Source organism: Cupriavidus sp. HE11 (assembly GCF_056097175.1).
Genome location: NZ_CP184467.1, coordinates 230,463 through 242,239, shown reverse-complemented (window position 1 = coordinate 242,239; position 11,777 = coordinate 230,463). Strand labels below are relative to the sequence as shown.

At 66.1% G+C, this 11,777-nt stretch carries 21 protein-coding genes; 2 read left to right on the top strand and 19 right to left on the bottom strand.

From position 1 onward, the window contains the following. Positions 1 to 30: 30 nt before the first annotated feature. A complete protein-coding gene (locus tag ACOABP_RS32600; RefSeq protein WP_474231633.1) occupies positions 31 to 1,167 on the bottom strand; it encodes a hypothetical protein in 1,137 nt (378 codons plus the stop codon). A gap of 270 nt (positions 1,168 to 1,437) precedes the next feature. Continuing rightward, positions 1,438 to 1,689, bottom strand: a complete 252-nt coding sequence (locus ACOABP_RS32595; protein ID WP_474231632.1) for a hypothetical protein — start codon at positions 1,687 to 1,689, stop codon at positions 1,438 to 1,440. 87 nt (positions 1,690 to 1,776) lie between these two features. Between ACOABP_RS32595 and ACOABP_RS32590 the strand changes: the two genes are divergently transcribed. Further along, positions 1,777 to 2,025 (top strand): hypothetical protein, encoded by a 249-nt coding sequence (locus ACOABP_RS32590; RefSeq protein WP_474231631.1) that lies wholly within the window; start codon positions 1,777 to 1,779, stop codon positions 2,023 to 2,025. Then, the gene (locus ACOABP_RS32585; protein WP_474231630.1) at positions 2,022 to 2,423 is read left to right on the top strand and encodes a type II toxin-antitoxin system death-on-curing family toxin; all 402 of its coding nucleotides are present in this window, start codon (positions 2,022 to 2,024) and stop codon (positions 2,421 to 2,423) included. The genes ACOABP_RS32590 and ACOABP_RS32585 overlap by 4 nt, the downstream gene beginning before the upstream one ends. A gap of 3 nt (positions 2,424 to 2,426) precedes the next feature. Here the strand turns inward: ACOABP_RS32585 and ACOABP_RS32580 are convergent, their stop codons facing one another. The 17 genes from ACOABP_RS32580 to ACOABP_RS32500 form a co-directional block, all read right to left on the bottom strand. After that, positions 2,427 to 3,191, bottom strand: coding sequence for an abortive infection family protein (locus ACOABP_RS32580; RefSeq protein WP_474231629.1), 765 nt, complete (start codon positions 3,189 to 3,191; stop codon positions 2,427 to 2,429). 439 nt (positions 3,192 to 3,630) lie between these two features. Beyond that, the gene (locus ACOABP_RS32575; protein WP_474231628.1) at positions 3,631 to 4,161 is read right to left on the bottom strand and encodes a hypothetical protein; all 531 of its coding nucleotides are present in this window, start codon (positions 4,159 to 4,161) and stop codon (positions 3,631 to 3,633) included. A 139-nt stretch (positions 4,162 to 4,300) separates the two neighbouring features. Next, positions 4,301 to 4,798 (bottom strand): DUF1643 domain-containing protein, encoded by a 498-nt coding sequence (locus ACOABP_RS32570; RefSeq protein WP_474231627.1) that lies wholly within the window; start codon positions 4,796 to 4,798, stop codon positions 4,301 to 4,303. A gap of 5 nt (positions 4,799 to 4,803) precedes the next feature. Further along, entirely contained in the window at positions 4,804 to 5,004 is a 201-nt protein-coding gene (locus ACOABP_RS32565) for a hypothetical protein (protein WP_474231626.1), read from the bottom strand. Continuing rightward, positions 5,001 to 5,399, bottom strand: coding sequence for a hypothetical protein (locus ACOABP_RS32560; protein WP_474231625.1), 399 nt, complete (start codon positions 5,397 to 5,399; stop codon positions 5,001 to 5,003). The genes ACOABP_RS32565 and ACOABP_RS32560 overlap by 4 nt, the downstream gene beginning before the upstream one ends. A gap of 138 nt (positions 5,400 to 5,537) precedes the next feature. Further along, a complete protein-coding gene (locus ACOABP_RS32555; protein ID WP_474231624.1) occupies positions 5,538 to 6,158 on the bottom strand; it encodes a hypothetical protein in 621 nt (206 codons plus the stop codon). A 211-nt stretch (positions 6,159 to 6,369) separates the two neighbouring features. Continuing rightward, on the bottom strand, positions 6,370 to 6,555 hold the full coding sequence (locus tag ACOABP_RS32550) for a hypothetical protein (protein WP_474231623.1): 186 nt from the start codon (positions 6,553 to 6,555) through the stop codon (positions 6,370 to 6,372). Positions 6,556 to 6,736: 181 nt separating this feature from the next. Then, complete coding sequence (locus tag ACOABP_RS32545; protein WP_474231622.1) at positions 6,737 to 7,477, bottom strand: hypothetical protein; 741 nt, start codon at positions 7,475 to 7,477, stop codon at positions 6,737 to 6,739. Positions 7,478 to 7,492: 15 nt separating this feature from the next. Continuing rightward, entirely contained in the window at positions 7,493 to 7,945 is a 453-nt protein-coding gene (locus ACOABP_RS32540; protein WP_474231621.1) for a hypothetical protein, read from the bottom strand. Between the two features lie 130 nt (positions 7,946 to 8,075). After that, entirely contained in the window at positions 8,076 to 8,513 is a 438-nt protein-coding gene (locus ACOABP_RS32535; RefSeq protein WP_474231620.1) for a hypothetical protein, read from the bottom strand. A gap of 76 nt (positions 8,514 to 8,589) precedes the next feature. Further along, positions 8,590 to 9,144, bottom strand: a complete 555-nt coding sequence (locus ACOABP_RS32530; protein WP_474231619.1) for a hypothetical protein — start codon at positions 9,142 to 9,144, stop codon at positions 8,590 to 8,592. A gap of 152 nt (positions 9,145 to 9,296) precedes the next feature. After that, positions 9,297 to 9,767, bottom strand: coding sequence for a hypothetical protein (locus tag ACOABP_RS32525; RefSeq protein WP_474231618.1), 471 nt, complete (start codon positions 9,765 to 9,767; stop codon positions 9,297 to 9,299). A gap of 85 nt (positions 9,768 to 9,852) precedes the next feature. Next, the gene (locus tag ACOABP_RS32520) at positions 9,853 to 10,155 is read right to left on the bottom strand and encodes a hypothetical protein (RefSeq protein WP_474231617.1); all 303 of its coding nucleotides are present in this window, start codon (positions 10,153 to 10,155) and stop codon (positions 9,853 to 9,855) included. 13 nt (positions 10,156 to 10,168) lie between these two features. Beyond that, on the bottom strand, positions 10,169 to 10,513 hold the full coding sequence (locus ACOABP_RS32515; RefSeq protein WP_474231616.1) for a hypothetical protein: 345 nt from the start codon (positions 10,511 to 10,513) through the stop codon (positions 10,169 to 10,171). A gap of 101 nt (positions 10,514 to 10,614) precedes the next feature. Then, positions 10,615 to 10,848, bottom strand: a complete 234-nt coding sequence (locus ACOABP_RS32510) for a hypothetical protein (RefSeq protein ID WP_474231615.1) — start codon at positions 10,846 to 10,848, stop codon at positions 10,615 to 10,617. A 9-nt stretch (positions 10,849 to 10,857) separates the two neighbouring features. Continuing rightward, positions 10,858 to 11,109 carry a hypothetical protein gene (locus ACOABP_RS32505; protein WP_474231614.1) on the bottom strand — a complete coding sequence of 84 codons (252 nt, stop codon included), beginning with the start codon at positions 11,107 to 11,109 and terminating at the stop codon, positions 10,858 to 10,860. A 9-nt stretch (positions 11,110 to 11,118) separates the two neighbouring features. Then, the gene (locus ACOABP_RS32500) at positions 11,119 to 11,676 is read right to left on the bottom strand and encodes a hypothetical protein (protein WP_474231613.1); all 558 of its coding nucleotides are present in this window, start codon (positions 11,674 to 11,676) and stop codon (positions 11,119 to 11,121) included. Between the last annotated feature and the right edge of the window lie 101 nt (positions 11,677 to 11,777).

The window sequence follows — 11,777 nt, the reverse complement described above, 5'->3', positions numbered from 1 at the left end:
CAGGCCCTCACGAGGAGGGCCAGTCATGCATCAGAGGCCCGGTGCCGGCGAGGCGTCGGGCACGGCCGCCTTGGGCACGGCCTGCAGTTCGGCCACGCGCTTGTCCATGTCGGTGATGCGATCTCGCCAGAAGTCGGTCGAGTCCGTGTCGCCGTCCAGCTCCGGCAGGGCCAGATGCATCGAGGCCCACGCCTTCTGCGACGCATAACGCTCGGGCAAGCCTTCCAGCGCTTCATTGTCGTCCCGGCCGCGCCAGCTCACGACGTCCGGGTCGCGGCGACCATAGGCATGCAGATGCGGCAGAAAGTCGTTGGCGAGATCATCCAGTTGCGGCTTTGCCGTCTCGAAAGCGCCCTGCGCGATCGCCGCCCACACGCCGTGCTCGTCCTCCTCGTATTTGCCTACGCGAAAACCCAGCGATTTGAGCATATCCACGTTCGCCTCGGTGCAGCGGATGAAGCCGACCTGCATGTCGGCCTGCGGGGCCGTTGCGCGGTGCAGACTGCCCATCAACTCCTCCATCGCATTTTCCTGCCCGATATAGCCCCAGCCCTCGTCGGGCGGGCTCAGTTCCTTGCCGTCCGCGTCGAATTCATAGACCAGTACGCCGTAGACTTCGCCATTGCGCCATTTGGAGTACTCGTCCAGCGACTCGTTGGCGTCTTTGACGAACTTGGCAGCCGCCTGCGCGTAAGCCGTCGCCTTGCGGCGCGCAGCATCGGGCTGCTCGGCGGCGAGCTGGGCTTCGATCTGCGTGCGGCGCGCGGCGAACTCCTCCTGCACCCAGTCGCCCGGAACGTACACCCCCGCCGGAGCGACATCCCAACGCCGATCCGGATAGTTGGCGGTCTCGTTCACCGAAAAATGCACCCGTCCATGCTCGTAGCGGTCCACGATGAACGCCAGTTTGTCCTCGTGCTGGACCTGCGCGAGGTAGTCGTCGCGCTCACCCGCTGAGCGGAATTCCGTGAACGCGCCGAAACCGTCATCGTTCTCTGCGGGATTGCAATGCGAGCTGTCCGAATCATGGACCAGCGCGCCCACCACGAAACGGTCTTCTACGCGGAAGAGAAAGCTGTCGGTGGCGTCGGCGAGGTAGCTCGGCAGCTCTGCGCGGTTGCCGTTGGGCAGCAGCACGCTGGATGAGGTGTGTCGGGAGATTTTCATGTCGTATCCTTGGTTGCCGCAGGGGCCTCGTACCGCTTCAGTTTCGGTCAGCCAGCGGCGGCCCGGATTGCCCGGGCGCATCGCGTGCCATGTTACACCGGCGCCCACATCACTCCGGCCGCCACTGGTGCATCGCCAACGTGAAAGAATGTTTTTTTCGCATTCGATAACAGCGATAAAACACTATTGGCAGCACAATCACCGATAATTCGCGGAAATCATACGACAAACGGCGCGGTAGCGATAGCCCACTGCCCCGAACGCTCGGCATCACTGCAACATCGGGGCGCTCACCGTCTCCAGACGGATCACCCCCTCCTCGACCAGTTCAGTGATCGCGTGCACCAGCCGCGCGCTGGCACTGGACGACAAGCGCAGCCGGGCGGGGATGGCTTCCTGCTCCGCCTCGATTTCGACCAGATAGTCGATCACGAGCTCATTGGTGGTGGTGTCGACGCTCACGGCCTGCAGGCCGTCAATCGGCAGCTCGATCCCGTGCAGCGGGTGTTTCTCGTCGGGCATTGGTACCTCTCTGATGGCTCGGGCGGCTGGTGTTGCTGGCAAACGCGCTACACTACAGATGCCATTATCGCCATTGCACCGCCCATCATGAGCAAGCAGTCCGCGCCCGACCTCAAGAAATACGGCATCGAACGGTTGTCCCCCATCCGTCCGACGGCCCGTGTCGTGCGCGTGGCCAGCACCGGGCAGTGGCAAGTCACTCGACCGGACGGTCGCGTTGTCGTTGTCGGCTCCGAGGCGAGCCAGCCCACGGAATCCCGCGAGGCGGTCCTGCAGGCCGCGAGCAAGGTCATTGCGCGCCATCAGGACGTGATCCGGAAGCTGGCCAAGCGATGATAACGGCCGACGATGTCCGCGCTATCCACGACCACATTCTGCTGACCGAGGAAGGACTTCCCGGGGAACCCCGCCCCGGCGTATTGGAAGGGGCGCTCGCGCGCATCGTTCGTCGGCTGGAGTATGGCGACGACGGCATGACGATTTTTGATATGGCGGCCCTCTATGCCGTCGCGATCGCCAAGGCCCACGCCTTCAATGATGGCAACAAGCGCACCGCGCTGGTGACGGCCCTGACCTTCCTCGAACAGGCGGGTAGCCCCATTCCCACCTGCGCAGCCCTCGAAGAGGCCATGGTCGACGTCGCAAGCAGCGAGCTGGGACCCGAAGGCATGAGCGTGCTGCTCTATGAGCTGTGGGCGGATGAGGTCAGCCGCGACTTCGACGCGCTCGACTGATCGCTAGTCCCCCACCTTGGCGGCGATGTAATTGAAGATGGTGTGCACGGCATTGACCACCAGCGTGGCATCGACCCGGTCGAGCAGTTGCTCGTTGGCATGGACGAGGCTCGCATGATTGCGCAGCTTGCCCAGCGTATCGAGGGTGCTCCCCATGTTGTTCAGAATGCTCTTCACGTCGCCGGCGTGTGGGCCCGGCGTCTGGAAGCCCGGATGATGGTCGCGTAGCCGCTTAAAGAGCACGTTCACCGAGTCCTTGCGGTCCCATGCAAGACCCGCCCGGTCGCAGACATCGCGGAGGTAGCCATGCAGGGCGGTATGCAGGCGATCGACCGCGCTGGCCGGGCCGCTGGAGGACCCAAGCAGTGTGAGCGCGTTTTCCAGCGCGATCCGCACAATCTCTGAGGCACTTCGCCTTGGCGTGGCGACGAGCGGGACATGCGGCGTCCCGCACACCGCTGCGTAGAGCTGCGGCGCGTCCGTCCGGATCGCGTCCTGCACCTTCGGGTGCGAAGCCAGCGCCAAGAGCGCTGCCGTGTTGTCGGCACCGCGCAATCGCTTTAGCAGGTCCATGACAAGGCCCGGGTACTCCTCGTTGCCCTTGTACTGACTGCCCTTGAGCAGGCCCGAACTTGGCGGGATCCCGGCTTCCGCCGCGAAATCCTCCCAGTCGCTCCGATCGAATGCCGGCACGATCGCCTTCTTGAGCGCGACAAATGCCCGATTACGTTCCGCTGGATGATCCAGCAGATCCTCGAATGCTGACATGGCTACCACTCCCGAAAAACCACCCGAATCAACCCACCCCCGGCGCGCCAGCGCCCCGCGCCGGCACCGCCGGCCATCGATACCGAATCAGCCCTGATCGATACCCCATCACACCCTTCACCCGGGCATCGCGACACACCACGACGCAATACGCAGCACAGGTCACGCTCGCCTGCTATAGGCGCCACAACCCACCCAAACCAGCGAACCCACGGCGCGCCAGCGCCATCGCCGCAGGCGACCCCGGCATCCCCACAAAAGAGATCCCGTCACCCGGCTTGGCCAGACCTCCCAAACGTCCGCTGTTCTTGGGTCCGATTCCCTGCCTTTCGGGAAACCGAGCCGGCCTTAAGAACCAACCCCACACCAACCCAACCCACACCGGCCGGATACGGCCGGGACGCAAAGCGTCCTTGGTATCCCATCCCCGGCCTTGATATCAAATCCCACCACCAATTGCGCTATCGGTTGCCTGCATTGGATGGATGCCAGCTTTTTCGAAAACGAGCGTACGGAAGGCCTTCAATTGCTCATGCATAGCCAACACCTTCTCCGGCTCAACGGCGTCCCCCCAAGGCGTACGCATCATCCGCGTCAACTCTTCCTTGTTGGCGGGCTCAATCCGGCTCACGGTCGGTTGCCCATGGGCCATGCTGTTGCGCACCTCGCGCAGATTCACAATCGTCGCGAACGGCTCCACGTGCATGTCGAAATTGATGCTGATGGCCTTGGCTATCTTCTGCAGTTTGACGGGGCTGTGGTCGCGCTCCTTCCACCCCTTGACGCGGCGGGCACCGATATAGTTCACCAGTGCCTCGGTGAAAAACGCCATGGCGATCACGGCACTGATGCTGTCCAGCGTGATCGCGTCCAACTTGCCGGACTTCAGCTTGGCGTCAATCACCTCACAGTGGTAATTGGCCACGGAATACAGGGAATTGTGCGGATTCGACTTGTAGCGAAATGCCATGAATTGTCCTCGATGCATCGGTCTGGGAGTCCGGATCATCCCGGAATGCCATCTGCCTAGCAATGGGGACAGCATAGCCACATTGTGCGGCGTTGTCGGGTGACGACCCCGCCCCATCCCGCCGCGCAGTCCTGCCCGCTCAGAGCGGGTACGGCACCAGCTGGATGTCGACCGGTACGTGGGCCTTGCCACGCGACAACGGGTGCGTGGGATGGCCATCCTTGGTGGCCCGCAGCATCCACGGCTGGACGCCGGCCGTGCGCATGAGCGCCTTCACCGCCTCCACGCGACCCGGAACACGGGTGGCATTGGCACCCCAAGCGCACAGGGTGAGCGCGGCGCGCCCCATCAGGTCCAGCAGGTGCCGGTCGTTGTCCGGGCCGATCGGATCCCGGGCTGTGTCGAGCCCGCGTGGATCCGTCGACCGGAAGGCCGCAAGGTTGCCCACCAGAATGCCCCCGAACCGGTTGTGGGTGGCGATCTGGATGACCTTGTCGATCGTCCGGTCGTTCTCCTCGTCATCGGCCGTGGCGGGGTTGACCATCAATACCCCCATGAGCGGCAGGCTCGGTTCCCAGATCCGCCACAGGAGATACCGGAACAGCTCACAATCCGAGATCACCGCGCCCTTGTCCATCTCCGTTACCCCGCCACGAAATCGTTGGAGCCGAGCTTGCGCGAGCCGAATTTCACCTCGAAACCGGGGTGCTGGGCGCAGACCGCGTGCGCCTCCGCCTCGGTCACAAACATCCCCTGCACGGCCCATGGGGTCATCCGCACCACGCCCCAGCCCCGGATCCAGCCGGGATTGTCCGGATCGAGTTCAAATGCACCTGTCGTCAAGATACCTTCTCCTTGGTTGTGTTCGTTGGCGGCAACAGCTTGAGCAGCGTGCCCAGAATGTCCGGCGCGGCGAACAGCAGCATCAGCGCAAAGAGCCCAAACGTGCGCCATGTCAGGTGATCGCTACCCGCCGCTTTGCCGAGCAGCGTTGGCATGGTGTTGACCACCATCATGCCGCCTTCCGGCGTCGTCATCTCGTAGGCTTGTATCACCACCCGCCCTTCCAGCGTGACATCCCGATACAGGCAATCGGCCCCCATCGATTCGGTATGGGTGGAGATCATGGGAAGGCAGCTACCCGGCACGAGCGCGTCGACGTTCGCGTAGCGCATGGTGTAGCCCATGCCCTGAAACAGGCCGCAGATCACCAGCCAGCGAATGGCGAAGCCGATCATCGCGGTGCTCCGGTGACGGTGTCCGCGTGGCGATCCGCGACGCGAGGGTGGCTGTCTAGCTTCATATGAGGGATCTCTCTTGATTTCGGTACGGCCACATCGGTCACGAGGACCGCGTTAGGGACGCACCATTGTCATCTATCGCTTGGGCTTGGGCCGGTCGCCTTCGCCCGCCAGCAGGATTGCGCGGTCCTTCCAGTACTGCGATTTCGCATAGCACTGTTCGGCCTGCGTCTTGTTGCCGCGTTCGTTGGCCGCATTGCCATCGGCCAGCCAGCGGCTGGCTAAGGTCTCCGCGTCCACCTTGCGCTGGTGCACCGTCCGCTTTGGCGTGCGCTTGGCCTCGCTCGACCCCGCATCGGCCGACGCACCGCGCGACACGTCCCCTACCGCCGTTGTGGCCGACTCGCTGATCGCACTCGCGACCGCCCCGGCGATGCGCTCGCGGATCGCCTGCAGCGCCGTCTCCGACTGGGAACGTTGCGAGCGGTTAAGCGCCATCATGTGCTTGGCTTCGGTCAGCGTATCGACCACGTACAGGATCGCGTCTGGCGAACAGTAGGTCGGCTCTTCCGCGTCCTCGGTGAGGCCCCGTACCGGCTGCAGATCCACCCGTGGCACCTTGGCATCGGCGCGCAGTGCCGTGATCTTCCACGGCCCATCGCACAGCGACAAGGGATCCTTGGGCGCGCACAGCGCGTACCGGCCGATATCGCCGGCGGTGACCGGGTCCTTGAGCGACACACGGCGCATGGTCATGACGTATGCCCCGATTCGCCTTGCGTGTCGTGCGCGTCGTAAATCGCCGCCAGTTCAAGACACTGCCCTTGGCATGCCGGACAATGGCCACTGTCGGTCTGGTGGCGGCGGCCCTGCCAGCCGCAGGCTTCGCACTCTACCGTCTGGGATGACGATGGGGTCATGGCAATGAGGTCGTGGGTTCGGAAGCGCTCAGGTCAGCGTCTGGCGCTTACTGCAGCGTCCACGCGGCCGGCAGTGTATCGAAGACAAGCCAGATGCCCTGCGGGTCGAGGATGTCGAACCAGCCGCCGTAGACGAGCTCCCCCTGCGGGGTCACGCCGCTGAAACGCTGGTAGACGGCGTTGGCCTCGCCATTTTCGTCCTTGAACGTGCCAACAAAGTGGGTCGCTGCCATGTTGCCTCCGTGAGGGGGTGGTAAAGGTTGGCTGACTGCACGTGGGTGGCACAGCACACCGACCATATAGCACTCATTGAGTATTAGCATACCCCAACTTCGTGCCGCGTCGCAACTGCGTGTCACACCCACCAGTCATACCGGCTCACACCCAGCCGCGCGCCGGCGCGGCCCTGCGGGCTCAATCGGCCGTGGGGGCGGCAACCGAGGGCGCCAGCACGATGTCCGGCCCGATCGCGCAGTCGCCCAGCAGGTTCTCCGAGACGATCGGTGCGGTGCCCTGCAGGATCAGCGGCGCATCCACGCGGCGCAGCGTGATGGACCCAGCCTCGTCGGGGGTGGTGGGGAAAAATGCCCCACCCGGTTCGTTATGCAGGTACCAGTCACCCTGTTTCGCGCCACACTGGGCGCAGTGATTCATCAGGTAGGAGCCTCCTGCGGTGTTGCTGTGATCGAGGTGATAGGCCGGGCAATGCAGGGCGAGCACCTGCCGCACGCTGCCGGTGATCGCGGTCAGGTCGCTCAGGAAACAGCCAGCCTCCGCCACTTCCCACGGCAGCGACATCACGCCGGGCGCCTCGTCGTCCGGGAAATCGTCGTAGCGCGCAATGTGACCGGCCGGCACCGCGAGCGCGAACACCGGCGTGCGCGTCGCACACTGCCAGCACTCGGCGCTGGTCTGCGCCACGTAGTAGTGCGGTGCCATCACGTATGGCAGCCACTCGGACAGCGCCTCCAGATCGCTGCCGGGCCCGGCGAACCAGCCCGCCGGCGCCTCGGACCACTCGGCGCGCCCCGCCAGTGCGGTCTCGCGGCGCGAGGCCCCCAAGAGCAGCGGCAGGCGGGCAAAGCGCAGCCGCCCGGCGGTGTCCGTGATGCCGTCGCCAAACAGGCCCATGGCCAGATATGGATCGATTGCCATTTACGTCCCCCTTGTTCAGTGTGCCGCCTCGGCCGGCACGCGTTCGCGCTGGTAGACCCCGTGGGCGTCCCGGTAGCCCACCCCCAGCTCGCGGCGGATCTCCCCCCGGGTCTGCAGGTAGGCGCGCAACAGCCGCTCCTGCACGGCATAGGGATAGCCGGCGAACACCGCCGCCGTGGCCCCCAGCCGTGCATCCTGCGCAGCCTGCTCGGCGGCCAGCGTGGCGAGCAGCGCCGCCTGATGGCGGCCCGCCTCGTCGGCCAGATAGAGGTCCACGCCATCCTCGTACTCGACGCCTGCCAGCCGCACCATGCCATCGGCCGATTCGATCACGATCACCTGCTCGTAGGTCACCATTGCATGGCCCGTTCGGTGCGCCTGCACCGTGGCCAGCCAGTAGGTTTCGCCGGAGACGCGTTGCTCGGGGGCCTGCACGCAGTCGGTCACCTCAAAAATCAGGGGAGCCATGTATTGCGCCGCCCGGAGGACGGCGTCCAAGTCATCAGGATTGCAAGGATACCGCCTGCGCGCCCCGAACGGTCCGGGGCGCGGCATTTACGCGGCATCAACGCGGCATGCGCGCGCCGTGCGCGCGACCTCAGCTCGCGGCGCAGCGGCGCGCGATGTTGGTCACGTTGTCCTGCAGGCTGCGTGTGAACCGGTCGCCGGCGGGCGAGGTCCACGTGAGGCCGGTACTGCCGCACAGGGCCACATCGCGCTGGCCGTCGCTCTCGCGCAGCTCGACGTTGGTCGCGGCCATGCGCAGCTCGCTGAGTTGCCCCACATAGGCCCAGTTCACATTGATGGCCCAGTAACGGCCCACGTAGTTGGTCCCGACCACCTTGGGCTGCACGCCGGCGGCGCGCAGGCCGCTGAGCACGATGTCCTGCATGCGGGCATTCGAGACCTTCGGATCCGGTCCGGTGCTGGTGCTGCTGTCGATCTTGATGAAGGTGGCCGCCGGGGCGGCAGCGGTGGCAAGGCCGGCGGTGGCGCACAGGGCGGCCACGGCGAGGGTCATCAGGGCATGTTTCATGGCATCTCCATTGGGTGTGAGAAAGGGACTACGGGGGGGCGTTCCGACCGGACGTTACGGGTGCTTGACCCAGCCATCAGGTCAGGCGTGGATACGCGTGCGGCCCGGGCCGCACGGGGCGCGGCGCCGGCGGGAGGGTCAGGCTGGACGCACTGACCCCTGCCGGTGCGGCTGGAGTCGGCGTGGCATGGGCCGGCACCGCACTCGCTGGCGCGGGGCTCGCCGGGGATTGCACGTCCGGCAGCGTCAGCGGTGCCACCGGTGCCATCGGTGCAGCGATCGGGGAGGTGTCCTCCTGCGGCACCCGCGTGGGCGGCATGGGCAGCGGGTAATGCCATCCCATGCGGGCGGTGGCTGCGTCGTACTGGCAGACCGCTGCGCGGCGGTCGGTGCCGCCAGCGGTCGCCTCGCTCAGCCAGTAGCCCTCGGTGTAGGCCCGCCCGTCCACATAGCAGAGGCCTGACGGGTCGGCACGCGTGGCCGTGACCACCGGGGCCGCCGGCGCGGAACGCGGCGGGAAGGTCAGTTTCAGGATGGCGAGCGTGCCCAGCACGCTGACGGTGGCGACGGCGGCCAGCGTGGCCCACACCGGGAGGCGGGCCGCAGCGCCCGGGGCAGCGGCACCGGTCATCGCGCGTCCCCGCCGCGCCACAGGCGCCACGTGCCCGTGCAGGCACCGGTGGCAACGCAGTAGGTGCGAAAGATATCGAAGCGGTTGAGGGCGCGGACGTGCCGACGCTTGATGTGTCGGAGGCTCATGGTGTCGTGTCGTGTTGTGTCGGGTCAGGGCGCCTCAGGCTCGGAACGGCCGGTCTTTCCGGGCGCTCCGGGCGCGCCGGGCTCTGCGGACTGACCGGTCGGCCCCGCCTCGCCGCGCGGGCGCAGCCAAGGCAGGCAGTCCCACGCCGCCTCCAGACTGGTTTCGAGCGCGAGGGCCTGCAGCGCATCCCGCCGGGCGTCCTCGTGGCGCTGATGCTCGCGCTGCAGCTCGGCGGCGCGCTGCGCCTGCCATTGGTCGTCCAGTACGCTGCAGACCAGCGCGGCGCGTACCGCCTCGCCGGACGCCAGTTGGTAGTCCTTGCGCGCGCGCCGCAGGTAGCTCGCGAGCTTCGTCAGCGCGATCGTGCCGGGCAGGCGCCGGTCATCCATCGGCGCGGGCCCGAAGGTGCGGCCGATCTGGCCGGCGACCAGCAGGCGGATGAAGTGGGCCTCCACCGCTTCGTTCACCTCCGGATCGGGATTGATGCGATGCATCACGAAACCTCCGATCGCTGAGCCCCGGCGTCGAGCGCGGACTCGGATACCACGCCCGGCGCGGTGTATTGCAATGCATTGGAATTCACGGCATCTGCTCCATCGAGAGGGTGGCATCGCCGCACGCGAGCGCCGCCGGACAGACCAGCACCATGCCGCCGCCGCGCGACGCCCGGATGGCCACGGCCACCAGCTGGGCCGGATGGCGCAGGGCGAACCAGCCGCGTGCGGCCGGTACCTGCCCGGTCGCGATGGCACGCAGTACGTTCGCCGTGCGGCGTGCCCTGAAGCGCCACGAGCGCGCACGCCAGAGCGCCTGCTTTTGTGCGTCGGTCTCGCAATCGCCCACCAGCTCGCGATCGACCTCAGTAGTCGGGTTCGGTGTCATGGTCAACCTCGGCTCAGCGATAGCCATACGCACCCGGGTTGCCATATGGACTCCCCGGCGGACTCGCCAGCGCGCCCGGCGCGCAGCGGCTGTCGATGCCCCCGGCCGGGGTCGGCTGGCAGGCACTGGCGGGCGAGGCAGGCACGCTGGTGCGATGGGCCTCCTGCGCCATGCGGGTAGTCCGTGCCGTGTTGGCAGCGGCCGTCTGCGCGGCCATGGCGGCCGTGTTGGCGCTGATGGCGGCGGCCGTGGCCGCCGACGTGATGACCGGTCCGGCCTGTGCGGGGGCACTCCACAGGCCATTGAGCAGCCAGACCTGCAGTGCCATCGCGATCGCGGGCGTTACCTTGCGCTTCATGGTGGATGTCAGCCGGCCTTCGGCTGCCTCGTGGTCAAAGGGTGACAGGGGTGACACGTCTGGTCGAGCGGGCCGCCTCACCCGCGTGGCGGTTACCGTTGTTACCTGCGTGGCTTCTTTGATGCCCAGTCGCTGGCCGCGAGCCACAGCAGCAACATCAGCACCCCGGCTGCCAGCGAGGCGGCGATCGCCACGCGCGGCAGGCCTGCTACCCACGCGAAGGCTTCCACGCCGAGCAGCCCCAGCACGACCGCATGGCCACGCGGCTGGATGCCCCGGCGCAGGAAGACGATCGCCACGACCGCCAGCATCACGTCGAAGAGGATCACGAACATGTGGGGTCCTCAGGCAGCCATGGTGCCGGGCTGTCGCCAGCCAAGCGACGGGGCCTCGGTCAGTCCCGCTTCCCAGTAGAGCCGGCCGGCGTAGGCAATGCCCAGCAGGTTGCCGGTCTCGCGGTTCCAGATGCCATAGAAGCTCGCAAGGCGGGTCATCGACAACTGCGTGGCCCGTTCGCCGGCCACCTCGCGGGTCTCAAAGTATGGGTCGTTCGGATCGATGTCGGTCAGATTGCCGACCTGAAACGGATGCGTCATGAGAGTGCGTTAGTTCGGCAGCGCGCCGGGCTGGCCCACGACAAAGCGCACTACGTATTTCGTGTTGTTCGACGAGAGCGGCAATTCCACGGTCTCGCCAAACCGCAGCAGCGTCCCCGTCTTGAACGAGGCACGTTCGATATCGGCCTCCTCCACCTTGCAGACGCCCTTGGTGGTGGTCCGAATGGCCTTGATCGCCGACTCATCCAACGCAACCTGCACGTCGTAGCCATTGCCCAGCGCGTGCTTGGGTTCGATCGCGAGCTGCAGGCCCGTTTCCACCGGATCGCCGCGCAGCATGCCCGTGCTCGTGCTGGTGTCGGGATTCGGCGCGCATGCCGTCAGCACCGGCGTGCTCGTGGTGGACTTGAACGTGTACGTTTTCGGCTCGCCGAGTCCGCCGTGGTAGCGCCAGCTACCGGTCACGACCTGTTGACCATCGCGCAACAGCGTGATGCGGATGTCCGGCTCCTGCGCGAAGCCGGAAGCCTTGATCGTGTCGGCGGCCATGGCCGAGGTCATCAGGCTGCAGGCGAAGGCCGCGAGGGCCAGTTTGGTCTTTTGCATCGTCATCATCCTTATATCGTTGCGTGGGGGCCTCAGTGCCCCCTCTTGTTGAGGCTCCGCCCTAAAACCGGCGGTTCATCTCTCGTATATCGCCAAGATCT

Coding starts and splice junctions, on each gene's coding strand:
- ACOABP_RS32515 (WP_474231616.1), bottom strand. CDS start 10,513: ATGAAGCGCAAGGTAACGCCCGCGATCGCGATGGCACTGCAGGTCTGG.
- ACOABP_RS32580 (WP_474231629.1), bottom strand. CDS start 3,191: ATGTCAGCATTCGAGGATCTGCTGGATCATCCAGCGGAACGTAATCGG.
- ACOABP_RS32530 (WP_474231619.1), bottom strand. CDS start 9,144: ATGACCGGTGCCGCTGCCCCGGGCGCTGCGGCCCGCCTCCCGGTGTGG.
- ACOABP_RS32520 (WP_474231617.1), bottom strand. CDS start 10,155: ATGACACCGAACCCGACTACTGAGGTCGATCGCGAGCTGGTGGGCGAT.
- ACOABP_RS32590 (WP_474231631.1), top strand. CDS start 1,777: ATGAGCAAGCAGTCCGCGCCCGACCTCAAGAAATACGGCATCGAACGG.
- ACOABP_RS32560 (WP_474231625.1), bottom strand. CDS start 5,399: ATGATCGGCTTCGCCATTCGCTGGCTGGTGATCTGCGGCCTGTTTCAG.
- ACOABP_RS32500 (WP_474231613.1), bottom strand. CDS start 11,676: ATGCAAAAGACCAAACTGGCCCTCGCGGCCTTCGCCTGCAGCCTGATG.
- ACOABP_RS32540 (WP_474231621.1), bottom strand. CDS start 7,945: ATGGCTCCCCTGATTTTTGAGGTGACCGACTGCGTGCAGGCCCCCGAG.
- ACOABP_RS32525 (WP_474231618.1), bottom strand. CDS start 9,767: ATGCATCGCATCAATCCCGATCCGGAGGTGAACGAAGCGGTGGAGGCC.
- ACOABP_RS32600 (WP_474231633.1), bottom strand. CDS start 1,167: ATGAAAATCTCCCGACACACCTCATCCAGCGTGCTGCTGCCCAACGGC.
- ACOABP_RS32510 (WP_474231615.1), bottom strand. CDS start 10,848: ATGTTCGTGATCCTCTTCGACGTGATGCTGGCGGTCGTGGCGATCGTC.
- ACOABP_RS32570 (WP_474231627.1), bottom strand. CDS start 4,798: ATGGACAAGGGCGCGGTGATCTCGGATTGTGAGCTGTTCCGGTATCTC.
- ACOABP_RS32555 (WP_474231624.1), bottom strand. CDS start 6,158: ATGACCATGCGCCGTGTGTCGCTCAAGGACCCGGTCACCGCCGGCGAT.
- ACOABP_RS32550 (WP_474231623.1), bottom strand. CDS start 6,555: ATGGCAGCGACCCACTTTGTTGGCACGTTCAAGGACGAAAATGGCGAG.
- ACOABP_RS32575 (WP_474231628.1), bottom strand. CDS start 4,161: ATGGCATTTCGCTACAAGTCGAATCCGCACAATTCCCTGTATTCCGTG.
- ACOABP_RS32505 (WP_474231614.1), bottom strand. CDS start 11,109: ATGACGCATCCGTTTCAGGTCGGCAATCTGACCGACATCGATCCGAAC.
- ACOABP_RS32535 (WP_474231620.1), bottom strand. CDS start 8,513: ATGAAACATGCCCTGATGACCCTCGCCGTGGCCGCCCTGTGCGCCACC.
- ACOABP_RS32585 (WP_474231630.1), top strand. CDS start 2,022: ATGATAACGGCCGACGATGTCCGCGCTATCCACGACCACATTCTGCTG.
- ACOABP_RS32545 (WP_474231622.1), bottom strand. CDS start 7,477: ATGGCAATCGATCCATATCTGGCCATGGGCCTGTTTGGCGACGGCATC.
- ACOABP_RS32595 (WP_474231632.1), bottom strand. CDS start 1,689: ATGCCCGACGAGAAACACCCGCTGCACGGGATCGAGCTGCCGATTGAC.